The sequence below is a fragment of the Gluconobacter vitians genome, from assembly GCF_015244565.1.
Lineage (GTDB): Bacteria > Pseudomonadota > Alphaproteobacteria > Acetobacterales > Acetobacteraceae > Gluconobacter > Gluconobacter vitians.
On sequence record NZ_JABCQG010000006.1, the window covers coordinates 1 to 23,571 of the forward strand.

26 protein-coding genes and 1 pseudogene are annotated in these 23,571 nt (G+C 61.4%); 1 reads left to right on the forward strand and 26 read right to left on the reverse strand.

What is annotated here, in order from left to right; genetic code table 11:
* A pseudogene (locus tag HKD24_RS06090) lies at positions 1 to 136 on the forward strand (IS5/IS1182 family transposase); the annotation flags it as partial.
* Between the two features lie 103 nt (positions 137 to 239).
* On the opposite strand, the gene HKD24_RS06095 reads toward HKD24_RS06090, so the two are convergent.
* From HKD24_RS06095 to HKD24_RS06220, 26 genes are all read right to left on the reverse strand, one after another.
* Positions 240 to 695, reverse strand: coding sequence for a hypothetical protein (locus HKD24_RS06095; protein ID WP_194259478.1), 456 nt, complete (start codon positions 693 to 695; stop codon positions 240 to 242).
* Positions 696 to 722: 27 nt separating this feature from the next.
* On the reverse strand, positions 723 to 3,110 hold the full coding sequence (locus HKD24_RS06100; protein WP_194259479.1) for a hypothetical protein: 2,388 nt from the start codon (positions 3,108 to 3,110) through the stop codon (positions 723 to 725).
* On the reverse strand, positions 3,107 to 3,487 hold the full coding sequence (locus tag HKD24_RS06105; protein WP_194259480.1) for a hypothetical protein: 381 nt from the start codon (positions 3,485 to 3,487) through the stop codon (positions 3,107 to 3,109). Before HKD24_RS06105 ends, HKD24_RS06100 begins: the two co-directional genes overlap by 4 nt.
* Positions 3,484 to 3,816 carry a hypothetical protein gene (locus tag HKD24_RS06110; RefSeq protein ID WP_194259481.1) on the reverse strand — a complete coding sequence of 111 codons (333 nt, stop codon included), beginning with the start codon at positions 3,814 to 3,816 and terminating at the stop codon, positions 3,484 to 3,486. The genes HKD24_RS06105 and HKD24_RS06110 overlap by 4 nt, the downstream gene beginning before the upstream one ends.
* An 8-nt stretch (positions 3,817 to 3,824) precedes the next feature.
* The gene (locus HKD24_RS06115; RefSeq protein ID WP_194259482.1) at positions 3,825 to 4,706 is read right to left on the reverse strand and encodes a glycine-rich domain-containing protein; all 882 of its coding nucleotides are present in this window, start codon (positions 4,704 to 4,706) and stop codon (positions 3,825 to 3,827) included.
* Entirely contained in the window at positions 4,706 to 5,320 is a 615-nt protein-coding gene (locus HKD24_RS06120; protein WP_194259483.1) for a putative phage tail protein, read from the reverse strand. Before HKD24_RS06120 ends, HKD24_RS06115 begins: the two co-directional genes overlap by 1 nt.
* The gene (locus tag HKD24_RS06125) at positions 5,320 to 6,564 is read right to left on the reverse strand and encodes a hypothetical protein (RefSeq protein WP_194259484.1); all 1,245 of its coding nucleotides are present in this window, start codon (positions 6,562 to 6,564) and stop codon (positions 5,320 to 5,322) included. The genes HKD24_RS06120 and HKD24_RS06125 overlap by 1 nt, the downstream gene beginning before the upstream one ends.
* Positions 6,561 to 7,649, reverse strand: a complete 1,089-nt coding sequence (locus HKD24_RS06130) for a baseplate J/gp47 family protein (protein ID WP_194259485.1) — start codon at positions 7,647 to 7,649, stop codon at positions 6,561 to 6,563. The genes HKD24_RS06125 and HKD24_RS06130 overlap by 4 nt, the downstream gene beginning before the upstream one ends.
* Complete coding sequence (locus tag HKD24_RS06135) at positions 7,646 to 8,140, reverse strand: phage GP46 family protein (protein WP_194259486.1); 495 nt, start codon at positions 8,138 to 8,140, stop codon at positions 7,646 to 7,648. Before HKD24_RS06135 ends, HKD24_RS06130 begins: the two co-directional genes overlap by 4 nt.
* A 54-nt stretch (positions 8,141 to 8,194) precedes the next feature.
* On the reverse strand, positions 8,195 to 8,752 hold the full coding sequence (locus HKD24_RS06140; RefSeq protein WP_194259487.1) for a phage baseplate assembly protein: 558 nt from the start codon (positions 8,750 to 8,752) through the stop codon (positions 8,195 to 8,197).
* On the reverse strand, positions 8,749 to 10,068 hold the full coding sequence (locus HKD24_RS06145; protein ID WP_194259488.1) for a phage baseplate assembly protein: 1,320 nt from the start codon (positions 10,066 to 10,068) through the stop codon (positions 8,749 to 8,751). Before HKD24_RS06145 ends, HKD24_RS06140 begins: the two co-directional genes overlap by 4 nt.
* Positions 10,065 to 11,471 carry a DNA circularization N-terminal domain-containing protein gene (locus tag HKD24_RS06150; protein ID WP_194259489.1) on the reverse strand — a complete coding sequence of 469 codons (1,407 nt, stop codon included), beginning with the start codon at positions 11,469 to 11,471 and terminating at the stop codon, positions 10,065 to 10,067. Before HKD24_RS06150 ends, HKD24_RS06145 begins: the two co-directional genes overlap by 4 nt.
* 1 nt (position 11,472) lies before the next feature.
* Entirely contained in the window at positions 11,473 to 13,578 is a 2,106-nt protein-coding gene (locus tag HKD24_RS06155) for a phage tail tape measure protein (RefSeq protein WP_194259490.1), read from the reverse strand.
* A 135-nt stretch (positions 13,579 to 13,713) separates the two neighbouring features.
* Complete coding sequence (locus tag HKD24_RS06160; protein ID WP_194259491.1) at positions 13,714 to 14,106, reverse strand: hypothetical protein; 393 nt, start codon at positions 14,104 to 14,106, stop codon at positions 13,714 to 13,716.
* The gene (locus tag HKD24_RS06165; RefSeq protein ID WP_194259492.1) at positions 14,103 to 14,462 is read right to left on the reverse strand and encodes a phage tail tube protein; all 360 of its coding nucleotides are present in this window, start codon (positions 14,460 to 14,462) and stop codon (positions 14,103 to 14,105) included. Before HKD24_RS06165 ends, HKD24_RS06160 begins: the two co-directional genes overlap by 4 nt.
* Positions 14,463 to 14,465: 3 nt before the next feature.
* Complete coding sequence (locus tag HKD24_RS06170; RefSeq protein WP_194259493.1) at positions 14,466 to 15,965, reverse strand: phage tail sheath subtilisin-like domain-containing protein; 1,500 nt, start codon at positions 15,963 to 15,965, stop codon at positions 14,466 to 14,468.
* Positions 15,965 to 16,177, reverse strand: coding sequence for a DUF2635 domain-containing protein (locus tag HKD24_RS06175; RefSeq protein WP_194259494.1), 213 nt, complete (start codon positions 16,175 to 16,177; stop codon positions 15,965 to 15,967). The genes HKD24_RS06170 and HKD24_RS06175 overlap by 1 nt, the downstream gene beginning before the upstream one ends.
* Entirely contained in the window at positions 16,174 to 16,752 is a 579-nt protein-coding gene (locus HKD24_RS06180; RefSeq protein WP_194259495.1) for a hypothetical protein, read from the reverse strand. The genes HKD24_RS06175 and HKD24_RS06180 overlap by 4 nt, the downstream gene beginning before the upstream one ends.
* Positions 16,749 to 17,171 (reverse strand): gp436 family protein, encoded by a 423-nt coding sequence (locus tag HKD24_RS06185; RefSeq protein ID WP_194259496.1) that lies wholly within the window; start codon positions 17,169 to 17,171, stop codon positions 16,749 to 16,751. Before HKD24_RS06185 ends, HKD24_RS06180 begins: the two co-directional genes overlap by 4 nt.
* Positions 17,171 to 17,437 (reverse strand): HI1506-related protein, encoded by a 267-nt coding sequence (locus HKD24_RS06190; RefSeq protein ID WP_194259497.1) that lies wholly within the window; start codon positions 17,435 to 17,437, stop codon positions 17,171 to 17,173. Before HKD24_RS06190 ends, HKD24_RS06185 begins: the two co-directional genes overlap by 1 nt.
* A gap of 8 nt (positions 17,438 to 17,445) precedes the next feature.
* A complete protein-coding gene (locus HKD24_RS06195) occupies positions 17,446 to 18,381 on the reverse strand; it encodes a Mu-like prophage major head subunit gpT family protein (protein WP_194259498.1) in 936 nt (311 codons plus the stop codon).
* A gap of 3 nt (positions 18,382 to 18,384) precedes the next feature.
* Complete coding sequence (locus HKD24_RS06200; protein WP_194259499.1) at positions 18,385 to 18,834, reverse strand: hypothetical protein; 450 nt, start codon at positions 18,832 to 18,834, stop codon at positions 18,385 to 18,387.
* A complete protein-coding gene (locus tag HKD24_RS06205) occupies positions 18,834 to 19,778 on the reverse strand; it encodes a phage protease (protein WP_194259500.1) in 945 nt (314 codons plus the stop codon). Before HKD24_RS06205 ends, HKD24_RS06200 begins: the two co-directional genes overlap by 1 nt.
* A 204-nt stretch (positions 19,779 to 19,982) precedes the next feature.
* Positions 19,983 to 20,492: a phage virion morphogenesis protein gene (locus tag HKD24_RS06210; protein ID WP_194259501.1), complete on the reverse strand. Its 510-nt coding sequence runs from the start codon at positions 20,490 to 20,492 to the stop codon at positions 19,983 to 19,985.
* Positions 20,493 to 20,626: 134 nt separating this feature from the next.
* Positions 20,627 to 21,847: a phage head morphogenesis protein gene (locus HKD24_RS06215; protein WP_194259502.1), complete on the reverse strand. Its 1,221-nt coding sequence runs from the start codon at positions 21,845 to 21,847 to the stop codon at positions 20,627 to 20,629.
* Positions 21,840 to 23,570 (reverse strand): DUF935 domain-containing protein, encoded by a 1,731-nt coding sequence (locus HKD24_RS06220; protein WP_322783288.1) that lies wholly within the window; start codon positions 23,568 to 23,570, stop codon positions 21,840 to 21,842. The genes HKD24_RS06215 and HKD24_RS06220 overlap by 8 nt, the downstream gene beginning before the upstream one ends.
* Between the last annotated feature and the right edge of the window lies 1 nt (position 23,571).

Below are 23,571 nucleotides of genomic sequence, written 5' to 3' on the forward strand. Positions count from 1 at the left end.
GAAAGGGATAAAGCCCTGCATTCCAGGACGAAAATCTCGCGGAAAGCCGGTCAAATACGACAAGAGAAAATATAAACGCCGCAATCGCATCGAGATGATGTTCGGACGGCTGAAGCGCGACAGTCGGTTTGGAACTAGCGGACAGACGGTTTGGAACCCCTTTGGGACAAAACGCGCCAGCCTTTAACGACCATCTAAGACGCGTTTTATCTACCAATTAGACCCAGAATAAATTCCGATCAGCCGTGCTTTGGTGCGGCAGATGCAGCCTGATCCCCCGTCACAACAGTCACGTCTGACGTTGTGATCAGGGTATTCTGTGCGGGCGCATCCACCGGCGGATAGCCCGGTAGCGGATCGAACGCCGTTTGCGGCCTGTTCTGCGCGGCTTCCATCTCATGCACCTTCAGACGCGCACCGATCGCGGCGGCATGATATTCGATCAGCACGGCTTCGCGCTGGTAGAGAATGCGCCACGTTGCCTGCATCTGTGCGGCATAGGTCAGCACGCGTTCTGTCAGAGAGCGTTCCCGATCCAGTGACAGGCGCATCCGCTCGGTTTCTGCCTGACTGGCATCAATCGTGTTGCGCTGCGCCTGAAGACGGTTTGCTGCGGCCTTGGCCCACCACCCTCCAACTGCAGCAGCTCCCCATTCAACTGTGGAACCCCACTCATGCCAAAGTTCAATCAGCATCAGACCGTCATCCTGCGCCAGAGTTGATCAGTGCCCCGGAGCGTATCCCAGAGCGTCAACCCATTTTGTGCCGTTGAAGTTGACGGAGATGCCGAGCGTTTTATTGGTGTTCGCAGTCGAATAGCAGTCCGTGCAGAAGGCCCGCGCCCCGGTCGGAGCCGTGGCAGGCAGACTGGCGTAACCCTCCGCTGTATCCGCAAAACCGGTGTAACCGTTCTGACCTGCGCTGTTATAATCAGCAACAGCCACCCAACCCTTGTTATTGGTCACATAGGCGCTGTTCGGCTGTGTCCCGCCAGCCGTGTCAGTGCCCTGCAAATCCAGCGACTTGCCTGTCTGCACGATGATGTTGTCGGTAGCGATCAGCCCGTTGAACGTGCTGCCCCACGCTGTCGCCATGATGTTCCCACCGGTGATTGTCGTGCCAGTAACAGGCGCTGCAAAATCTGTGGCGGTGTTAAACTTCATGTGGCCGCCGTTGTCGGTTTGGAAATACAGGTTGCCGCCGCTGTCTGCGCCTATATGTGCCTGCGACGTGGTTCCCGCCTGAAAATACGCATTGGCACGAAAATAACTCGTGCTTGTGCTGATAAGCGACGATGCCGTGAAGTTGCCTGTTGCGGCACCATCTCCCTCGATCTGGATATGGCCGCCATTATCAGATTGCAGATACAGGATACCGTTTGCATCCGACGCGATATGCGCCTGAACCGCAGACCCGCTGGTAGGGTAGTAGTAGATCGTCCCATTTACCTGCACACCGGGAACCGTGATGCGGTCATTCGTCACACGAAGAGCATCCGCGCCGGTGTTCGTGACGACATCCAGACCGCCGGTGTTGCCCTGATAGCCCCACACAAGACGCGCAATCGCGCTGCCGGAGCTGCCGAGACTCCCCTTGGTCCCATCCACGTTGCCGCCAAGGTTCAGAGAAGTAGTCGTCCAGCCGGATGATGCATCTGTTTCGCGGTTCAACCACATACCCCAATGCATGTTGTTGCCGTTCGCAAACAGGTTATATTCGAACGCTTCCGCCTTGTTGTTCAGGGCCGTCCCGAGCATACAGCCGCCCGGAAGATGGTAGCCACCACTGTCGATTGCGTTCGATCCGCAAGCGTCTGCGATTTCCAGATAGTTGGGGAGGCTGTCAGCCAGCAGCAGACCGTAGCTTTCGCTGGTTAGAATGTTGGGGTTCATGTTGGAACCGCCCAAAGTCCAGCCGTGAAATGACACGCTGTGGTCAGGCGTCTTGTCTGCGTTGGACGTGTTGAAATCCATTTCCTCGCCCTCGAACTGTCGGACAGAGGATGTCGCAGGCTGCCCCGTATCGCCCGTGCGAGAGCCGTCATAGGTCATGTAGGTGTTCCGCCCGAACATCTTGGTCGGGGCGCCGATGAACACATAGGGCGTGGTGTAATTCTGCCAGTAATAGCTTTCGAGCGATGTGGTGCTCGGAACGTCACCTGCGGACTGCGTACCTGTGGCCGCCCATCCATAGACCGTGATTGTCAGCCCATCGGAGGAAACGCTCTGCACGATACCGGCATAATAATCTTTCACAGGAAGCTGCGCGTCCCCGATCACGGTCGGTCCGCGTCCGGGGACGAGAGAGTTCGTGGAGATGAACATGCCCTGCTTGACGTGCAGCAACTGGTCCGGTGTCAGCGCGGTCGAAAGCACAACCGTGTTCTTCGTGTAGGACGCGACCGGGAGCGCAAGACGCGCGTTCTGCGTTCCGGCTGATGCGAAGAACGCCGCTACGTCGAAACCCGACGAGACATAGCCGCCCGAATAGTCGTCGCCGGAGAGAGCCGCGACGAGCTTGTTCTGGAATGAGGCGTCCGTGTAAACGCAGAGCGAACACCCCGCATTGTAAGGGCCGGAAGGACTGCCACCAACAATAAGGTTGACCGGAAAGGCCGCCCAGTATCCGAGAGGGCTGCCAGCCAGATTTGGCTGTGGATATCCACCGAGGTAGACGTCGGAATTGCCGCCAAACAGGAATGGCTGCTTTGTGGTCGGATCCACAGCCTGAGGATCCAGACCGAGTCTAACCGAAGGGATGGCGGCCCCGCCAAGCAACGGACCTGCGGCAACAGGCTCTGCCATGCTTCCAGCAGCGTTCAGGCCTGCCACGCCGTTGGGATTGTTGACGAGATCCTTGGTCACGGCATTCTGCACCCCAGCCACCGCAGCGTTGACCTGGGCCATGATGTCGCCAAGGTTCTGGCCACCGATGACCGTAGTCGGATCAAGAGCCGCGAAATGGGCGATCCCGTCTGGTCCGATTTTCCAGGTCGAGTTCGTGGCCTGCCCCTGAATACCTCCGCCACGGGTCTGCACAGGTGCCTGGGCCAGAGCAGTCCCGGTGAAAAGGAGAGCGATGGCCGACAAGCCGATAAGACGCAGATTCATTGTGCAACTCCCAGCGAGCCCGCCTGTGAATAGATTTCGTTTGTCCCGGAAACCGGCGTGTAATCGGCCGTACTGTCCGGAACCGGTGTCGGAAGGGTCAGATTGCCTGCGCCCGAAATGCCGAGGCGCGGCTTGCCGCCCAGAATGAGAGACCCACCAACATCCAGAACAGCCAGCGATGCGCCGCCCAGTGACTGCGCAATCGCCTCAGCCAGCCCGGTAACGGAGATCTGGGACCCGTCACTGAATGTGAAAACCAGCTCGGCAGTATCGGCATTGAAACCGATGGCAGTGATCGTCGGAGCTGCGTCCTGCGCCGATCCGGAAGATACGGTCACGGCCGCTGGCGTACTGTTTGACGTCGCATCAACACTCATGAGGTCGCTCCCGGCCGCGTAATCGGAGCGGCCACAATGATCGAGAAAGTTTCGGTGAACTGGATGACACCGTCCGGACGGACAAAGTGCAGGTCACAGAACAGCCGGCCGACCGGCCAGCCTGTGGTTCCGGTGTCGCTCCAGAGGTTCACGACCCCCACACGGCCAACCGGAAGGCGGCTTTTCAGCGTGTCCACCTGATTGCCCAGGGCGTCCCGGATCTGCGACGAGATCTGATAACCGGACAGGCCCACCACCGCGCCATTCCGGTCGCTGATGGTGGCATGAAAGACGAAGGTCTGGCCTTGCTTGACGATCAGGGCGCTCATGCCGGGCCTCAATACGTCAGCCACAGCGCGCCCGGGCCGCCGTTGCCTCCGCGATCCGTGCCTGTCCCGCCCGATCCGCCATGGCCATAGGCCGTCGCATCAAGACCGACCGACGCATTCCCGTTCGTGACCGCTGGCCCCTGACCGCCAAACGGCACGCCACCGAAGCCACCGATGGCCGTGGTGGCATTCTCGTAAATGCCGTAAGAGCCGCCGCCGCCAAACAGGCCAACGCCATTAAACCCGGAACCCCACGTGACCGTGCCGCCAGTTCCACCGGCCGCCTGCTGGCCCTCCTGGGAGTTCGCGCCGCCCTTTCCGCCACCAAGTGTTACGACCTGCGCGCCGTTCTTCAGGATGGTGAGGCTGCCGCCATCCGTGCCGCTGGTGCTGTTGTTGATGCCACCAAGACCGGCCATCCCGATCGTGCCGGATATGACATCGCCTGGCACAACGGAAAGGTAGAAGTCCTCAAGGGACGCGCCTGATCCGCCGCCACCGCCAGCGCCTGGCGCGGACGAGCTGTTGCCGCCACCCGCTCCGGCCCCTGCACCCGCTGCAAATCCTTTCAGCCGGATCCGGTAAACCCCTGGCGGAACCGTAAAGCTCCAGGCGACGTTCGAACCCGTCGATCCAGCATTTCCCTGATAGAAATTGGTGCGGGTCAGTGCCGTCGACGCCAGCGCGAGGAGTGCTTGCCAAAGCTGGGTCTCATCCCCGGCATTCGGTGCCAGACCCGCCTGCCTTATGACGTTGACGATCTCGTTTGTCGGTGGATTGAACACGGCAGCGCACAGATCTGTTCCATCCTGCTGGCCCGGCTCGACGTCGGCAAACTGCCGTCTGCCGGATGCGTCGACAATCGTTCCTGCCGCTGTCGGGTAATCCATCAGATCCAGTTCCCATTGACTCGAAAATAGACGGTAGTGTCTGCCGGAGCGGCCGCACGAATGGCCGTGACAAGGCCGGAGTTGCTGGCGTCCAGATCTACGATCCAGCAGAAACGCAGCGTGTGCTGGCTGGCCCGGGCTGCCCCGCAACGTGCAGCTCCGCAGATCGCCGGCTGCGGCTCGGTGATCGAGACTCCAACGCCGAACGATGCGCCCAAAGCCACAAAGTCCGAGATCCGGGCACCCCCGGTTCCAATCCACCGCGACTGCAGCAGTTCCTGCCACTGTGTCGTCGTCAGACTGCCAGTATCGCGCCCGTCCGGATCTGGTCCGAGCAGGGTTTTATAGTCGTCCAGAAGAACAACACTGGTCTTAGGAGAAATCTCCTGCCTCAGCGCAGCGACGTCCGCTTCCAGGACAGCACGAGGCTCAGAGAACGCCTGAATGAGCGCTGCCAGATTAGGGCCGCCCCAGGCACTTCCTGGCCCAAGGAGGGAAAGCCGTTCCCAGGCAATCTGCTCGGCAGTGCGGGAGCCTGCGGTCCCCGTGTCCTGCAGAAGCTGACCGGCGGTATCGACCACCGGGAAACCCTGCTGATCAACGATCATGGTCATCAGCCACCCGCCTGTGCAGCGCTGAACAGCGGAATGCGGTAGTCGGTGCCGTTGATATTGATATGAAGCCAGCCCTGGGGCACCTCGTTGTTCGCCAGCGACGAACCCGACCCGGTCACAGGTGATGTGATCTGCAATTCGCCGCCATCAGCCGGATACAGCCCGAGATTGCCGGACCCCCCAGAACCTTCCGCGACATACAGCCCCGCAGCCTGCTGCCCGACCCCTGCCTGAACCTGAAGGGTGTTCGTCGGAGTGCCGTCGGGCATGATCACCGAGGCAACCGCATTGCCCTCGGATGTGGTGATGCTGACACTGCCGTCCTGCGCGATGATGCGGGATCCCTTGGTGGCGGTCTTTACCTGACTCTGGATCGTGAAGCCGCCTTCCGCGCCCTGCACGTTCTGAACGGTTTCGGGCGTACACCAGCCGATGATGTGCCCGGGAGCCAGATTGACGGCCATGCCCGCGCCATCGCCAGACCCGCTGTCATCTCCCGTCAGGGATCCGGCAGCGAAGATGACACCTGTCCGGTAACGGTTCGGGTTGGAGACGAGTACAATCCCGGCTTCGGCGTCGGAGGTACCCGAGGTCTGACCTCCGCCGGAACCAAGCTGGATGCCATAGGTTCCGCCGCCATTGTTCGGATGAAACGGCGTTGACTCTCCGGTCGGGACACCACCGAAATTGACGGCCTCCAACTCCATGCCGAAGGTGGGCTGATAGTTGACGCCCGCCATGCGCCATGCCTCGCCGTAATAGGCGTAGGCCGTTGCATTCGTCGGGTTGGTGGTATCATCCGCTACGCCCCAGCTCGCAATGCCGATCGAACTGGGCAGATAGCCCAGCATTGCCTTGTTGGCGGCAACCTGACTGGTGTGTGACGCAGCGAGAAACCCGATGCTGCCAAACCTGGTGAGGCTCGCAGCAGTCGCTCCCCAGACCGGCCATGCCCCGATGGATGTGCTTGCCATCAACGCTGACAGCCAGTCCGTCTGCGTCGTATCGCGGGTCGAGGATGCCTCATTGTCGGCAGCTGCGCCGATGAGCAGGCGATCGGCCCGACGGGAGATGCCCGCGCCACGATCAGCGTAAAACTGCCCCGATGCCTCACTGGTGGCCGGGGCTCCCGCGATCTGGCCCAAGGTAATCGTCACCGTCTGTGTGCCCTGAGCATCTGACGCCACGAGCAGTTCATTGCCGGTTACAGCGGCCAGACGTGGATATCTCCAGAAACCGCTCATGATGCGTCTCCCCAGTTGATCGCACCCAGAACAGGCTGCTGGTTTGCTGCCAGCGTGAAATCCTGGGTTGGCGAAACGAGCGTATTTTTCTGTCCGGCCGCCGTTGAAATCTGTGCCTGAAGCGCTTCGACGTAGACACGGCCGCCAAGCCCGACGCTCAGGTAATATGGCGCCAAAGCGTCCTGAACGGCCGTTCTTGCGGCGGCCGTATCCGGGTTAAGCTGGATCTGAGGGTTCTGTGGAACGACCTCGGCCGCATAGACCGTGGCATTGCCCCGAACGGGTCGCTTTGCATCAATCGCCGCCTGCATCGCCGTGACCTGGGCCGGTGATGGCACAGCGTAATCAGAGGCAAGGAACAGGATTCCAACGGTTCCCGGCCCCGTATAGGCAGGCACGACATTGACGACGAGCGCGCCTGCGTCCTTCGCCCATTTCGTATAATCCGCAACCGTCCCCGCGCCTGGCGGGTTCCGGATCTCGTCGATAATCCGCGCCCGCCAGCTTTCCACGCCCTCCACCGGTGCGCCGCCTGTCAGTCCGTTCTGATCGGACACCACAGTCCCGATGCCACTGACCGGTGACACAAGCGTTGCGACGGTATTCGGGGCCAGATTGCCTGCAACATCCGTCACCGTTGCCGTGACTGCCACCGAAACCGTAGCGCCCGCAGCCACCGTCACGGCGTTGTCGGTCGTCCACTGGACGGTTCCATCCACCGTGATCGCCGTCCCGGCCGGGACCGTGACAGGCGCGGTGGCCGTTGACGCCATCAGAAAATACCCGACAGCCGCTGTGGCTCCGACGCGGGGCACGCCCCAGATCTTCGCATGCTGGGGGAGCAGACCCGTGCCGGGCGTGACGGTCGCCGTCGTTACCATCAGCTCCAGCAGCTGATCGCGCAGATAGAGATAGATCTCGTAATCCGTCAGGCCGGCAAGGATCGCCAGTGCGCTTTCAAACGTTGCCGGCGCCATCGCATCCAGCGTCACCGTCGTACCATCACTGGCTATGAACTGCTGTGCGCTCAGAGCCGCGATGAACCGTTGGGCCAGAGCAGATGGTGTCGGGATCTGCGCGCTCACAGGGTCCGCACCTGCGTTGAAACCGTCACACCCAGAGCACTGACAGTCGCGGTCAGCAGATCCCGCCGGTTCGTGCTCCACTGCGCAGTCACACTGATATCGATGCCGTGGTAGTCCTCGATCGCCGCGACGCCTTCCGTCAGGGCCTCGACAATTCCTGTCCGGGTCGCCTCGTCGCGTTTACCGCGGTCGTAAAGCCATGCACGTGTTCCCAGCCTCTGACCCGCTGGCAGAAGAATGTCTCCAGGCCATCCCCGCCGCGAAAACGTCGCAGTCGTTGTTCCGGCCGGAGCTGTCTGCATGTCGGGTGTGATGTCATCGGGATCCGCACGGCGGTCCGTGCCCAGGGTGATCAGCAGGGCGGACGCCGGCGTGCGGTCAATACCGATCCGCCCGCGTCCGTTGCCGGACGGCGCGATCACGAGATCACATTCGCCCGTGAGCGGATTGATCCCCATCTGCATTGTGCAAAACTGCGTCGTCGTAGGCATTCGGGCATCATGCCCGCGAGCGAGTTCCGCCTTCAGGGATGCCAATGCACCCCGTTACTTTGGTTTTCCGCTCGTACCGTTTCCGCTCATAACCTGCGTGGTGAGGTGGTTCTGCAAAGATATGGATCCTGCCACGACATCGTCACCGGCCTTGATCCCCTTGCTGACGATCAGGCCTCCCGTGATCGTCACACCCTCGGGCGTGACATCCAGAACCGTCTGACCGCCTATTGAAACACGCATCTCTTCCAGCGCGTCAATGCGGACAATTTTCCCACCCTGAAGATAAACCTTCTGCCCGGTCGCATCATACAGGATCGTCTCACCCTCCTGAATGCCGCTCATCCGCGCCGCAGACGGATTGGCCGGAGGCAATGCGAAGAGATCAGACGGATCTCCGCCGTTCTGGACGACATGTGTGACAGCCCCGTCAACCGGAGCATGACTGGAAAAGCCGAATGGCTGATGAACCGGAACGGATGAGCGCTCCTGCCCGTAATGCATCTGCACGGAAACCGTCTGGTCCGGACCGGTATCATTCACGTCCTGGACAACGCCGCGGAGGGTCTGCGACCGCTGTGCGTAATGCAGTTCCGTCAGCGGATCACTCATGCCGCCCCTCCGTAAGACTGCGACAGCCGCGTACTGCGACGCCCCGATGTCGCCGGCGCATCCGCTTCTCCCGTCAGATCATAGGCGTCGGGCGGAACCACCGAGATCCGCGTCTCTTCCAGATTTCCCTGCGCCACCCATGTCACAGCGCCGATCAGCATGTCGCCATCAATGCCGTTGTACAGATCCCGCACCGGTACGAGCTGATTGGCGCGCCACAGTTCATGCGCGGCATTCAGAACCCCGGGCACCGTGTAGACATAGGCCGTGGCATGCGCCCGGGCGGTCCGCATGCGCCACAGCGCCTGATCCTGCAGCGTCCAGGGATCGGAGCCTTGCCGTGGTGGCGTCGCGGTCCGTTTCATCCTGCGGCTTCCAGCGCGATACGCCGATCCGGCCGGTGCATCCTGGGCTGTTCCCTGTGCCGTGCTGTCGAGGGCAGGATTGGCACTGTCCTGTGCCGCCACAGATCCGCCCGACTGCGATTTCGCCAGGTGAACGATCGGCCGGTAGCGATGCACATCCGGGTCCACGCAATGACCGTACTTGCAGGATGCTCCCAGTTCCTTCTTTGACAGACCACCAGGAGGCGAGAATGCAGAGGGGGCTGAAGACGCATTCAAGGCCCCCTTAGTGCCCCTTGAGAGGCTGTTGAACTGCCCCTTGACCCAGGTGTCGGAATGACGCTGCGACACCCGCGCTTCCATGCGCCGCACATTCCCGCCCGGCCAGACAAGCCGGTCCTGCGCCCGCGTCTGTCCCGCTTTCGTCAGGATCAGACCCGAAATACCGTCCGAAGTCACCAGAACGCCACGTTGACGTGACAGCCGCTCGATCGCGCCCAGCACGGTATCGGAAGGCTCCAGCGCCACAAGCGTGAAAGGCGCGCCTGTCTCGATCTGACGATCAATGGAAATCCCGAAAGGCTGGGTCAGGTGGCCCACCACCGTCTCCAGAAGGATTTTCCGATACTCGGCCGGCCCGGTGGGATTGGCGGCACAATCCACCAGATCGCCCGTGACATCCCGCCCCGAAGCCACCGTCCGGAGCGACCGCTCATCCGCCGTGACGTTCAGGGCCTCGACATACCCCCGGAGCACCACCACGGAAGCAATCTCGATCTCGATGCGGTCATGAACCCGGACAGTCGGAGAAAAACTGTCACCGTCAGGGACGCTCTCCACAAATTCCAGCCGAAAGACGCCGGAGATTTCTCCAAGATCCACCCCAGCTTCGCAGGACGTCCAGTTATGAATGATGTGCCCGTTGATCCGGACAATCCAGCGCCGCCCGTGAACCGTGACTGACTGGCTCATGTCGACTGCTCCAGAACCTGAATGTCTCCTGGACCTACAAGCGCCGGATGACCGATCGCATTCCGGCTGATCAGGTCGTCGAAAATGCCCTGCACCTGCGAAACATCATCCCCCGCCACCGCATAGGCCAGCGCCCATCCGGAAACGGTTGCGGCCACCGGAACCGCCACCACCCGGGGCAGCCGTCCGACCTGCGAGGAACAGTCTGCTACCAGAGCCATGCGGGCCGACTGGACGCTGCCCCACAGCCCCGACAGCGAAACTGACGATCCGGCGGACGCCGCATTTTCCAGATCTGTCTTCAGGGCATCAATGGCCGCGATGAGCTGATCCCGTGCTGCCACGGCATCCGCGCCGCTCACGAACTCCAGACCGCCCCACGCCCCCAGCATCTGCGAGACGATCAGCGCCCGCGCCGCCACGCCAAGCGTCAGAGCCTCGGCCGGGACGGTGGACGTATTCGACAGCGTGTCCGCAACCGCGCCGATCTGCACCGCCGCTGACAACAGCAGCGCCATGACGGTGGTGGCATCGACGATCTCGGCCGCATCGCCCGTGATCTGCTGTGCCGGAGCGACGACCGAGAGGGACGGATCCGTGATTGCGGTCACAGCCGCAGCCGGCACAGCCGCCAGCGCCGCCGTCACAGCATCAGCATAGGCCGTATCTCCATTGCTGCTCGGCACGCTGACGCCTGCGGCCAGAACGGCCCGGGCCTGTAAGACTCCGGTCTGAAGGGGCTGCGGCGCGCTGGCTGTCAGGGCGTCCCACACGCCGGACGCCTGCGACAGAAACGATCCCACAACCCCGGAAAGCGCCAGAGGAATGGCGAGCGGAGCCAGAACAGCCTGGACCGTCAACGTCACATCGTCGACAATCGCGTCCGCCTGTTCCAGCAGATTGGTCAGCGTGTCAGTGATCCTCTGGAGCAGACCGCCAGTCGCAGAGGGCTCGGGATCCCGAACCAGCGTGACCTGAAACTGCGCAATTCGCAGCCGTGTCGCCGAGAACTGGATCTCGCCCGGCTCCAGAACACGAACCTTCAGTCGCCCCCACCACGGATGCACCAGCGTCTGCCGCCCGGCCTTGAGCAGAACCTTACGCATGCGGTCCGCCCGCAGGACATAATCGTCACCCGCCAGATATCCCGTGATCCGGATCGGCTGATCGATCGTGCCGAAGTCCTGGAATTTCTGATCCTCGACCGGCCGGTTCGGGAACAGGAACCGTGACACGCGCCGCCCCGCCGCCTCACGGCTGTCGATGATGTCGAACGTGACACCCCCGAGTGCCGCCGTCCCCAGAAGCCGGGACAGTTCACCCGACACCAGATTGCCCCCGGCCGCACCCGACAGCACATTGGCAAAAGACCCAAGCCCCAGAGTGCTGAGAGTTCCACTCATGTCAGGGCCTGTTCATCATGCGGCCGCCTGACGGCAGCACCGTTGCGTGGATCGCCGGATGCGGAGACGCCGTGACATGCAGCCCCGGAGCGTGGGTGATATCGACCTTCAGGGGAGGATGGCTTCCGCCCGGATTCCATCCTGGTCCAGTCGTCGGCACGACCAGCGGCCCCGACATCGAGGACGAGCCCGGGAAATGGGGGAACATGTGTGTAAACGCACCTGACACCATGCCTGAAACCCGGTCGCCCCAGCCTGATATCCAGTGCTCGAACGAGACGAACATTCCTTTGATGTGGTCCCAGTTGTGATAGATCGCGTATCCGGCCGCCGCCATGCCAGCCACAAAGATTCCGACTTCGAACGTCGCCGCCAGTCCGGCGACGCCGATCCCCTCGAAGGCTGTCGTGATGATCGCGCTACCCGCTTTCATCGGACCAGCCGCAGCTCCCAAAACTCCCACTCCTGTTCCAAGAGCCAGCGCACCAGCCGTCACCGTCAGAAATGCAGTGTCGACGCCAGGGGCTTTCTTGTCGAGTTCGTCCCATGCATCCAGCAGGTGATGGAACCCAGTGGTCAGAACGTCCATCGTTGGAACGAATCCGGTCCCGATATGACGTCCAGTCTGGGTCAGACTATCCTCGAACGCGTTGAGCTGCGTCAGCTGTGAATTGGAGCGCGCCGTATCATAATCATCCTTGATCATGGCTGGGCTAGTCCCACGGATTTCGTCTCGATAGCTCCTGTAACTCAGAATATTTCCAGAGAGAGCGCGCGCAAACCCCTGATCCTGCTGGTTCGCAAACAAGGATGTCACTACCCTCAAGCGCTTCTCCGGGTCGTGGATGGCTGCAATTTCGTCAATGAAATGTTCAAGTGGATCTCGACCAGCCTTAACATCCGTGACGATCTGATGAACTGAATCGACATGGAGAACTTTCCCCATGCGCTGAATGCCATGTTGAGATGTCAGCGTTTGCATGAAATTCGTCAGATCGGCTGTCGCAGATCCTGCCTGACCAACAGACTTGCGCGCCACTGCAAGCATTGCACCAAGATCTGCAACATCGCGAAGCCCGTGCATTCCCAACCCCCCTGCATGGGCTGCCACTTCTGGGAAAAGTGGAGCGAGCTCTGACATATCGAGTGCAGAAATCTTTCCGACCCGCGCCAAATCAGCCAGTCCTTGCGGCAGCTCGGAACTGTTGATTCCCAGGCTGTGTTCAAGAGAAAATGCAGTGCGTCCCACAGGGTCTGGCCGAGCATTATAGGCAGTTGAAATTTCTGCAATTGTCGGCAAAAACGCCCGCAGTCGCTGTTCTGAGTAACCTTCCATGCTCAGGAAAGAACTGCTTTCCATCAGCTCACTGGAATTCTGACCATAAGCTCGCGCCATTCGATCAATGTCGCGCTCCCACTCCTGAGCAAATGTATAGTCAGCCGTACCATGTTTCCCGAGCGTGATGCCGATATGTGTGGCGTTGTTCTGGTAATCAGCCGACGCGTGGATGGGTTCGATAAACATCAACCCTGTTCCAGCAGCTCCCATCAACTGCATGCCGGAGTGCTCGGCCGCATGGCCGAATTCATGAACAGAGCCCCAGACCCTGCGCCCATACCCCGGACGTTCCTCGCTTTCGCCTGGCGGCGCATCTCCGGGGAAACGCGGCGCACCGAAACCCGGTGTCCGGGATGCCCGGTCGATCGCGGCGCTCGTACGCTCGGCCGCCTCGGTCACGGCGTTCAGCCCGATCACGGCCGCATCGCTGCCAGTTCCGGTCCGTGCCAGGGCCGCGTCAAGCACACCTGCGCCCTCGGCCGCCATCTCCATGGCGCTGCCAGCTTCGGTGGCCGCCGTGGCTGCAACTTCCAACCCTTCGCCCAGCACCGTGGCGGCAGACGTGGCCTGTTCCAGCGTTTCAGAAAGAGCAGTGGTCTGTTCCACACAGCGCGGAACGGGCTCCCAGACCTCATCAAAGGCCGGGTTATGCGCCAGTTTGTCCAGGAACGAATTTAGCCGGTCGAGACCCTGCTCGATCTTCTCGACCGGGCCGGACATCTGATCGACCAGCGTCAGTTCAAACTGTGCCGTCAGACTGCCCGACATGATCCGCCTCTTGCTTCAACTTCGCCCGGACTTCCTGTGAATACTGATGGCCGGACGCGCACCAGAACATCAGTTCACCCAGCCGCAATGCCCGAAGGTCAGAGCGGCCGAAGTGCAGATTATTGGCAATCCCGACTAAACTGACGTTCCAGTCTGGGGGCCATCGCTGATAAAAACTTCGATGATGAGGACCGCCTTTTTGTAATCGCGCGCCGTCATACTGCGCAGAAGGTTCTCCCCCGCCGGACCACGACGTCCGGTGGATGCGCAGAGCAGAAACAGGGTTTTCGTGCCGGGCGTCCGATACTCGGTGCTGTCGATCAGATCTCCCGCGGTCAGTTCCTGAAAGACCAGCTCCGGAATATCGACCTTCCGCGTGCTCCCTCCGGAAGTCTCGGAAAAGGATACGGGCCGCCCCAGAACCATCAGAACGGAACCGTCATCCTGCCAGGAGCAGCCAGACGGCAGCTCCGGGCGGCCATCAGCGACAGGCGGAAGCTCAGTGGAAAGAGACATTTTGCGGGTCATGCGGAAATCTTCTGATAGGTGCTGAGGGACCAGGTGACGGGCGCCTGACCGTTGTCCTGGACATCGGGGAAGGAACGCACATAGGCGTCCGGGAAGACGTAGGTGGTTCCGAGATCCGTCTGGATCTGAAGCTCGCCTTCACCGAGGGCCGGATCGAACGTGCTTTCGTCGTCCTCATTCGTGATCATGACCGTTGCCTGACACATCCCCTGCTGCCAGGCCTGGGAACGCAACGTGCGGTCCGTCGCGTTCTGGTCATTGTTCTGCATGCCCGGCAGACGCCATCTGACGCCCTTCTGAACGTCATATTTCTTGCCGCGCCAGTAGAGTTTGGCAATGCCGAGTGTTGAAGCCATGATTTACACCTGTACCTGAAGGATATTGGCCATCACGATCAGGGAGCCCATGGGCATGATCGGCAGCGTTGCGTTGACGCGGTTGCGGTTGGATGCATCCCGCTCGAACACGGCCTGCGGTCCCAGCGTCGCAACATCATCGATCCAGCCTTGAGCCTGATACAGCAGAGACTGCGCGATCCATGAGGCCTTCAGCGTCCGGAGGGTCGCCACTCCGGGAGCATTTTCCAACGAGGACCCTTCGTCCGCGATCTTGGCGTTGTAGTAGGTGGCCTCGAAATAGGCGTCCCACTCGTATCGCACCCGCGCTCCGATCGCCGGGATCATGACATCCCACGGACCGGTCGCGACCTGTGACTGCGGGTCCATCTGACGGGTCGTAATCACGCGCTCGAACGACATCGTTCCGTCGCGGTTGATCTGCAATGTCGTGCAGCCCGCTTTCAGCAGGACGTTGCGCTGGGTCGGACTGAACTGGTCGGCCGGATCCGGAGCAAGTCCCGCCAATCCATTCAGCGGAAGCCCGCGCAGCTGACGTGCCGGATCGTTGTTCAGTGACTGCGCGCCCTGTGCGGCTGCGATGGCCGCCGCATTCCACGTCGACCATCGTGGCGCTGTCTCTCCGATCAGGACGAGATCCTCGCTCGTAGAGAAGGCCTGCGTCAGATTGAGGATCTGTCCCTGCGTGCCACGGAACGCGGCCCAGATGCGCAGGTCCTGCGCAACCATGGCGTTCTTGCGCGTCTTCGCTTCCTGAACGGCCGCGCCAAGATTGGCCTGATCGTTCAGCTGGAGGACCATGTCCGTGTACCAGGTTCCACCCAGTGCCTGGAGTGCTGGCGTGATATCAGGGGAACCCGCACCGTTATTGTTCCAGGTGATCGCCACAGAGATCCCGGGAACCTGATCCGACGACGCGGATGAAATGCGCACGTCGAAATCATTGGTGAATGCGCCTTTCTCCCAGCTTTGCACCGTAACGGTTACACCATCGGTACCCAGCGTGGCGGAAAGGCCGGTTGCGGCTTTCAGGTCAGTCGTGGCGACATTGGCGGATGCAGTATTGCAGGCCGCGACAAAAGCGTTGGCGACCTGCGATGCCGTCATTCCGGACGTCACTGCATATGAGATGCGTCGGCCGCCCAGCACCGCTGCGCCTGTTGCTCCCGACGTGGCAGCACCGGAGAATTTCAGCGTGACGGTAGCGGCGACAGCTCCGGTCACCGGTGCCACACCCACAGCATCAACCGCAAGCGTCGGTACTTCCTTGGAAAACGCGCGCAAAGCCTGTGCCATGGCCGAACCAACACCGAAGAGCTGTACGGCCTGCGTGGGCGTCACATCTGTATAAACGGTGTTTGGCGTGGCTGCTCCACCACTGATCTGCCCCACAATCACACAGCGCAGCGGCATTCCTGCCAGCGTTCCCTGTGCCGGGACATCCTGAATTTCAGTGTAGGAACCCGGAACCTGCCAGTCCCCTGGGATTTGCTGGAAATCCATCACTTCTTCTCCGCAGGAGTGTCGGTCACCGGCTGGACGACTGCCGGAACGGCAGGTGTCACAGCCTGATCGACCGAAACGATATCGCCGTCCCTCAGCGCACGCGCCCAGTACGGATCGGCCGGATTGACCTTGAATTTCTCAGGGACAAGCTGTCCTGAAGGCGTCACGACACGACGCCCCTGCGCTGGTGCGACCAGAATTGCCGTCACAACGTTTCTCCAGAAGAGCTGTCCACCATGGTGCTGGACAGCGATGTGAGTGTATCGAGCTGCTCCAGAAGTTCCGGGCTGTCGAACGCGATATCCGGCACCGTGATCTGAAGCTGCACCGAAGCAACGCCGTTCGGGATCCAGTCCTGGTCTCCGGCTGCGGCCAGTTGCTGAACACGGCAGGATCCAACGCCGTCGACCCGGAAAGCATGGAGCCCCATACCCGCCAGCGCCCCCAGTCCCAGCACACCCGGAAGCGTCCCGTCACCGAAATACGCCTTCCGTCCTGCCTGCTGCCTTGTCAGCAGGATCAGCGCGAACTGGGCATCCCCCCGGAAGCTGGCTCCGGCACGTTCCGACGGACGACACCCCATCCATCCGAGCCCGACCATCGGCATACGCCCGGTCAGGTTCTCCCAGTCCCGTGCGGATGCCCGGGGCGGGATCACGACATGCGTATAAACTTTGGGGTCAAACAGTTCCTTCAGCCGCTTGTCGATCGCATTGAACAACACGGCCAGAGGACCGCCCGAGATCAGGGCGTCAGGATACTGATTGTCAGACAGTGACCTCACCACAGCGCGCCTCCGCCCTGCATGGGTCTGCGTTTCTGGATGCGAGACCAGGACGACGATTCATTCGCCGCCGTCTGTCCATCCAGCGTGACGGTGCCTTTGGCGATCAGCGTCAGCCATGCCAGCGCATCCTTCTGATCAAGGCGCATCTGCTCGGTCGGTTGGGAAGCACCGCTCTGGGCCAGATCGAACCGCGCGATCTTGCAGCAGGCATTGACGACACTGGCCGGAGCGTCCTGAAGCGGTACGGCGAAGCGCCGGTTCAGGAAGCTGTCGATCAGCGCCGAGGCATCCGTCAGCGCCTGACTGACGCGTGCCTGATCAATGGACTCCCCGGGCATGCCCTCGGGTGTCGTGTTGTTGATCAGCTCACGCTCCCCGAAGCGCTGGATCAGGTCACTGACGGATGCGTAGGCCATCAGAGAACGCCAAGCACTTCCAGCAGAGGTTCTGCCTTCAGTCTCCTGACCTGTTCGGAGGTGAACGCCTCCGACGCGTAAACCGCGACGGCCGGATGCTCGATCCCGGCCCGACGCAGGCCGGGCTGCCGACAGACAATGATGATCTGCCCGGAGACAGCATCTTCGCGTTCGTCATTACCCGAGAAAAACGCGACACGCGGTTCCGGCCCGATATCCTGCTGTTCGGGAGCTTTTTCGCCTTCGGTGATTTTCTTGGCAGTCATATCCGTCCTCACAGATGCGGGCAGGCGACCGGTTCGGCCGTGCCCTTCCAGGGGTTGGTACCGGACACCCATGTCTTGCCGTCGGGTGCCAGGACCGGAACCTGCGTCGAGGTCATCAGACCATTCGCATCACCCCGCAGCGCAGACGGCACCATCAGAATGTTCGGGACGATGCCGTAGGGCGTGCCGTCGATCCGACGCTGTCTCGCCATGGCCGCCAGCGCATCGCCATAGGACTGGGAGTTCAGCGGCCGCGTGGACGCATAGGCCAGCTGCCAGAGCCCGAAGCCGGCATTGCATCGGCCATCCGTGCCCCAGATGTATTCCTTGCTGCGGAAGACGTTGTCGTCATCGAGTGCCGTCTTGGACGTAATGCCGAAATCGCGACGCTTCTGGAAAATCATCGGCTTCAGCGGACGCGTGGTATCGAACAGGAACCACATCGGTCCAGCCGTCTCACCGGCCTTCGGCGTGCTGATATTGGCGTAACTGATGATGTTACCGTCCGCATCCGCCGTCTCATGGTCCGTGTCGAAGAAGTTCTGGCCGTCCCAGCACTTCGTCGTCAGGCCTGCCTTCAGCAGCTTGAAAACCAGAAGGTCCGGGAAATCGGCCGCGTTCTTGCCAAGCTGCTGGACGCCGATGTTGAACATCCCGAACTGATCGTCCTCGATGTCGTCACGGTCGATGGAAATCGTGCCTTCGAACGTCTTGTTCTCAATCGCGAAGCCACCGGCCTTCATGCGATGGATCACACGATCGCCCAGCCATTCCCGGATCCCGGGAATTTCATCCAGCTTCGGATAGAAATTGGCCTTGGTCGTGGACGGGATCACCATCGAGATCTTTTTGAACATCGACGGCGCGGTCTGCAGGAACTGGTTGAACTGGGTCTGCACACCCACGTCCAGGGACTGCATGAAGGCGCTGGAAATTTCGGCCATGGATCAGATCTCCGTGTAAGGCGTGCCGTCAGCGTCGATGCCAGCGAAGACACCAACCTGGAGACGGGCCGTGCCGCCCTCCGGCGTTTGGGTGAGGGAAACGGTCTCGTCATCGACCGCGTAAACGGGCTTGCCCTTGTCCGCCCATGTCGGGGCCGTGTCCGAGAACGGCAGGGCATAACAGCCGGTCAGGCATTCAACGGCGGTACCGCCCCCGACGCCCGGGCCAGTTCCGGGGAAGCTGGCAGTGTTGATCTGCATGTGCCGGGCAAGACCGAGGATGGCGACCAGTGCGGACGGCGTCCCCGTGGATCCGGCCGGCACCAGCGTCCCATCCGCACAGACAGCGGCGATGGAATTGCGGAACAGGGTAAAACCTGCGGCCACCGTCCCGGAAAATTGCGGGGAACGTGGTCCCATCTTCTGACGAAGCGTGCGATCAGCCTTGAGCATCAGGCGTCTCCCCGCATCTTCTTCATGGCGTCAACGCTGACACCCAGAAGACTAGCAACCTGCGTGTCGACATCGCTGGCCCCCGGCTTGCGCTGGGTGTGGCGCTCGATCGTCTTGCCGAGCTTCGGCAGGCCGGAAATGATCTTCTCCGCCGAGGCCGGGTTCTGCATGTGCAGGTTCACCAGTTCCCCACGCATGTCTTCGGTAATGACAGCGCCATTGTCTGATGCGGCTTTAACCGCAGCTTCGGCAGCGGTGCGGGACGCGTTTTCCGTCAGCGTCTTCACCTTGTCATTCAGCGCGGTGATCTGCTGCTGCGCATGCGTCTCGACGGATGTCGTCTTCGCCTTCAGCCCGGTGACGATGGCCTCGACCGTAGGCGAGCCCGAAAGGCCGGCGATCGTGACGACCTGCGTGTGAAGCTGAAGCGCTTCGCCCGCACGGTCCAGGGCCGCTTCCAGCTCTGCCTGCGGGGTGGATTCCGGGAGGCCAAGCCTCCGCGCGATGTCGGAGGGGTTCATCCCGTGCTCCTGTGAGTGAAGATGGGTCAGCGTCAGATTGGGAACATTGGTCAGACTGGCGCGGAGGATCCGCGTGACGTCGCTCCCGGCTGCGGCGAAAGCAGGCGAGACACCCTCATAGGACTTGTCTTCCATCAGGGCCTTGCCCCGCTTGTTCCAGTCCACACGACCCCAGATCCCGTCTTGACGGGACTGAAGCTCCACGATCCAGCCAACGGCCGGAGCGCTGCCGCCCTTTTCCTGTGCCAGATCGGTGGAATGGTTCTCGTCCAGGACGAGGCGCTTCTTCCCCTGCATGGAATTCAGGATCAGCCTGTCGGCATCCGCGACCGTATAAGGGCCGCGACCATCGACGCCACGGAACTCCCCTGCCGGAAGCAGGTGGATCCATTCAGGCGGCGCGTCGCCCCCGGGAAGGGCCATGTGGAGATGGAGGTGTCTCATCCCGGCAAGTATCGGCGGGATTTCATGTCTCATTCAGGGGCGTCAATGCACCCCGGAGAATTCGCCCGAGACGGGCGTCAGGGGCTGCCTGTGCCTCCGGTTCTACCCGAAAGACTGTAAACGCGCTGTAGACCCGTCTTAAATCGTTTTAAACGCGTTCAAGAACCGGATCACCCTTTTCATTCAGCCCCGACGCATCGCACGCCGAAGAAAACCTTCCAGCGCATCGACCACATCCTCTCTGTCGTGCTCTGTGAAGCCCAGGAAGGGTCTTGCCGGGACGAACACGCTGTCGACATGGAAAAGATGACCTCCCATCTCGAAAGACAGATGATTGCCCTTCTTGGGCTGGATTACTGCTCCGAACTGGTGAACAGGCGCATAAACCTTGTTTGAGCCCCAGACCAGAACGTTGCCTGTCGCCCGTGCCGTCAGCGAGCCGTAAAGGCCGGAATTGAAGTCGGGCCCACGGAGAATGCCAGGACCTTCCTTGGTCAGCGCATACAGCGGATTGAGCGGTTCAAAAGGAACGCCCTCCGGATCCACCTGCTGCTCGATACGGTGCCGCGTGGAACGAAGGACGATCTGTCCGGCCGCCTGGAGCACGGGCTCGGGGTTACGGCCGATCGCCGCAATGCCGTCCAGTGCTGCCGTCACGGGCGCGAAACTGCCTTTGAGCGTAATGCTTGCCATGCTTGCAATCCTCTCCCAGACGGCGTTACTGTGCGGCGCTGACGCGCTGTGACACGGTGATAATCTACCTGCCGTAGCACTGCCCCGTTCAGGGGCAGGAGCGCAATGTGGGAAGTGGTAGGCCCACCGGTGCGTCAGTTTTCATCATAATCGGATAGATCAAAGTCCTGATGATAGAACGGCTCTGTCTGTCGCAGCATCCGGGCGACTTCTTCGGTGCGCGTCCGCAGGAACGACTGAAGATAGATGCGTTGTCCGTCCCGGGTCCGCTTGATCACCAGATTATACAGCTTGCCCCCGAGGCCTGAGATCAGGCGCACATGCAGCGGCTTCGGAAGTTTTTGGGCAATAAGCGGCCGCTGTAGGAGTTCCGGCAACTTCACGTAATCAGAGAACATCTCAGGATGACGGGGATCGTTCTTGCTCAGCGTATCGTGTGAAAGAAAAATATCTGGTGTGCTGGATCCCAGAACGTGCTGGATCTCATGAGGTAGCGTTCCGGCCGTGACTTCGCCCCGCGCACCCGACTTCAGAAGTTCCGTGACATCCTGTGCCTGCTGCGCTTCCCGCTCGACTGGCGGGACATGATGCACCGACGTCGTCCCGATATGCGTGCGCGGTGCAAGCGGAGCCTGTTTCGCCTGCGCGACCTTCCGCCCTTCAAGCCATGCCTTGCCCGGGTTGTAATCGAAAGACGGGTCGATCCCCTTGGGCACCATCTCGGTCTTTCCGGTCGCCGGATTTCGCCAGGGCCGCAGATCCAGCGCCGGCGCTTCTGAAATGGTCCAGTTATTCCGCCGGAGGTCAGAGCGAGTCACCGGCTCGACCGTGCAATGGCACCGCCATCCGTTCGGCGGAAAATGCGTGTCCCACCACGGATCGTCATTCGCCAGGACAAGGCCGTCCCAAGCAACGTGTTCCGGGCGTGGATGCGGACAGGAATGATGCCGATATCTCCAGGCCGGGAAAATATCCCGCGCTTCCGGCGTCGCCATCTGGGCATACTGCCCTGCCGCATAGGCGGTCGCGAGATTGGTATCGTAGATGATCTTCGCCCGCCATCCGGGATCACTGCCGTGTTCCCAGCCATGCTTCGCGACGATGCGGTCAAAATCCTTCCGGAAGTCCGCCAGCGTAGTCCCACTGGTCAGGGCCGTGTTCACCGCTGCCTTGAGATCGTTCAGTAACGCCTGAGACGTAGCTCCTGCCACCGTAAAGGCTCGGGCATGGGCTTCTCCCATGACCTCGCCAAAGCGCTCGGATGGCAGCAGGGCTTTCTGGCGGAAGAAACTGATGGCATCGCTCGGTGCAAGGCCCGCACCATCCAGCAATGTCAGATCGAGACCATCACCCACGACGATGCATCTGCTGAAGCATCTGCGCCTGGCCCGCCATCTGGGCAATCGCGATGCCGTTGGCCATGGCGTCCTCGAACTCATGTGCCGGCAGATCGAGCGCTCTCAGATCCCGCTCAAGTTCTTCAAGGCTTCCAGCCCGCTCCATGACCTGACGTGCAGCGTTCGTCATACGCGCCAGACCAGCCGATGCATCCCGGGCAAGGCGCTGCGTCATGAGTTCCACCAGCTGCGGTCCCTCGGACTGAACATGGAGTTCCAGGAGGCGACCAAGCTGCATGTGCAACGCCGTCTGTTCCGGCTGTTGCGCCGGCATCGTCTGGGGCTGCTGCTGCGGATCCTGCGGCTGGTGAATGCTGGGCGGCGTCACGGTGCCGGGCTTGTCCCGTGCTGGCTCGACCGTCGGAGCCTCGACCTGCGGCGGTTCGACCGGCTGCGGTGTCGCCGTCTGCCCAACCACGAGATCGCCTTCCTCGGGCGGCGTAAGCGCAAAGCGGTCATACAGATCCTGCGCACGGATTTTCCAGCCCTGTGGTCCTGCATACTGGATCGCCTCGATCAGTTCCTTCAGCGTGGGCTCATCCGGCCGGCCGATGCTGACCAATGGATATTTCACCTGCGGTCCGAAGGTGAAATCCACCATCGACTTTACGCACTGCTCATTGATCGTATGCGACAGCAGGAGCGCATCTGCCCGCTCGATATCCTCCTGGACGAGACGGTGTGTGGAACTGGACGCATGCGCGCCCTGGTGACTGTCCGCCGTTCCCGTCTGGCCCAGCACCGCTTTGGAAACCTGTTCGTCAAACCAGCGGATCCGCGCAAGGTGCAGTTCGTGCGATCCTGCGCCACCTTTCGGCTCGATGAACTGGACTTCCATGCCTTTGGGAATAATCGCCGCGCAGGATCCGGCAATATCAGTCACAGCTTCCCACAGGACCTCTCGGTCTTCCTGGGAACTCTCGGGACCATACGTGCCGATCCGCATCGGCAGACCGTAGTTCTGAACGAAGATCGACCAGTCCCGCAGGGTGAACATCTTGAACATGACAGCCCAGGCGACTGCGCGCGTCAGGCCGCTCTGGATCGTCAGGCCCGACCAGCTCGGATGCCGATGCACGACGAAGGACCGCTCGCTCATGCTTTCCTGGCCGAACAGTGGAGGACCGCCTTCAATGCCTGGCGCGAACTGTGACCCTGTGTCCGATCGCAGATTGATCGTCTCGCCGTCCTGATAACTGATCTCGAACCAGCGCTGCGGCCGGAACATGAAGTTCCCCGGCCGATTGTTCCCCGGCTCCAGTTTCCAGTCGATCTCCAGAACGCTGAAGCCCTTGCCGATGGCATCCAGCATGTCGAACAGGTTCCGCCGGAGCAGACCGGTTTCCACCCAGTCCCGGACCCAGTCCGCGATCTTCGTCGCCTTGCGCCCGTCATCAGCTGGCGCGACCGTGATCGGCAACTGGGACACCGACCGCTTGCGGGTGCTCAACACGCCCAGATAGTGCAGATCCCGCCGCTCGATCTCGGCTGCGATCATCTGCCAGGCCAGACTGTCCCCCAGATCCGCCGCCTGCATCAGACGTCCGAGCGACCCCGGGTTCATTCCCGCCATCGGTGTGCTGACCGCAGCCGGCCGCATCCCCACCATGGTAGGGCCAGCGCTCTGGCGTTTCAGCATGGCGGCGGGGATCGGCCGGCCTGAGGCATCGAGGAGTGCCACT

Excerpts from the sequence above, each read along its gene's own strand:
- HKD24_RS06140 (WP_194259487.1), bottom strand. The coding sequence starts at position 8,752 with ATGAGTGATCCGCTGACGGAACTGCATTACGCACAGCGGTCGCAGACC.
- HKD24_RS06190 (WP_194259497.1), bottom strand. The coding sequence starts at position 17,437 with ATGACTGCCAAGAAAATCACCGAAGGCGAAAAAGCTCCCGAACAGCAG.
- HKD24_RS06100 (WP_194259479.1), bottom strand. The coding sequence starts at position 3,110 with ATGAATCTGCGTCTTATCGGCTTGTCGGCCATCGCTCTCCTTTTCACC.
- HKD24_RS06185 (WP_194259496.1), bottom strand. The coding sequence starts at position 17,171 with ATGGCCTACGCATCCGTCAGTGACCTGATCCAGCGCTTCGGGGAGCGT.
- HKD24_RS06165 (WP_194259492.1), bottom strand. The coding sequence starts at position 14,462 with ATGGCTTCAACACTCGGCATTGCCAAACTCTACTGGCGCGGCAAGAAA.
- HKD24_RS06095 (WP_194259478.1), bottom strand. The coding sequence starts at position 695 with ATGCTGATTGAACTTTGGCATGAGTGGGGTTCCACAGTTGAATGGGGA.
- HKD24_RS06150 (WP_194259489.1), bottom strand. The coding sequence starts at position 11,471 with ATGAGTGGAACTCTCAGCACTCTGGGGCTTGGGTCTTTTGCCAATGTG.
- HKD24_RS06105 (WP_194259480.1), bottom strand. The coding sequence starts at position 3,487 with ATGAGTGTTGATGCGACGTCAAACAGTACGCCAGCGGCCGTGACCGTA.
- HKD24_RS06160 (WP_194259491.1), bottom strand. The coding sequence starts at position 14,106 with ATGACCCGCAAAATGTCTCTTTCCACTGAGCTTCCGCCTGTCGCTGAT.
- HKD24_RS06210 (WP_194259501.1), bottom strand. The coding sequence starts at position 20,492 with ATGGCAAGCATTACGCTCAAAGGCAGTTTCGCGCCCGTGACGGCAGCA.
- HKD24_RS06145 (WP_194259488.1), bottom strand. The coding sequence starts at position 10,068 with ATGAGCCAGTCAGTCACGGTTCACGGGCGGCGCTGGATTGTCCGGATC.
- HKD24_RS06205 (WP_194259500.1), bottom strand. The coding sequence starts at position 19,778 with ATGGCCCTTCCCGGGGGCGACGCGCCGCCTGAATGGATCCACCTGCTT.
- HKD24_RS06135 (WP_194259486.1), bottom strand. The coding sequence starts at position 8,140 with ATGCCTACGACGACGCAGTTTTGCACAATGCAGATGGGGATCAATCCG.
- HKD24_RS06115 (WP_194259482.1), bottom strand. The coding sequence starts at position 4,706 with ATGGATTACCCGACAGCGGCAGGAACGATTGTCGACGCATCCGGCAGA.
- HKD24_RS06120 (WP_194259483.1), bottom strand. The coding sequence starts at position 5,320 with ATGACCATGATCGTTGATCAGCAGGGTTTCCCGGTGGTCGATACCGCC.
- HKD24_RS06125 (WP_194259484.1), bottom strand. The coding sequence starts at position 6,564 with ATGAGCGGTTTCTGGAGATATCCACGTCTGGCCGCTGTAACCGGCAAT.
- HKD24_RS06195 (WP_194259498.1), bottom strand. The coding sequence starts at position 18,381 with ATGGCCGAAATTTCCAGCGCCTTCATGCAGTCCCTGGACGTGGGTGTG.
- HKD24_RS06155 (WP_194259490.1), bottom strand. The coding sequence starts at position 13,578 with ATGTCGGGCAGTCTGACGGCACAGTTTGAACTGACGCTGGTCGATCAG.
- HKD24_RS06170 (WP_194259493.1), bottom strand. The coding sequence starts at position 15,965 with ATGGATTTCCAGCAAATCCCAGGGGACTGGCAGGTTCCGGGTTCCTAC.
- HKD24_RS06200 (WP_194259499.1), bottom strand. The coding sequence starts at position 18,834 with ATGCTCAAGGCTGATCGCACGCTTCGTCAGAAGATGGGACCACGTTCC.
- HKD24_RS06110 (WP_194259481.1), bottom strand. The coding sequence starts at position 3,816 with ATGAGCGCCCTGATCGTCAAGCAAGGCCAGACCTTCGTCTTTCATGCC.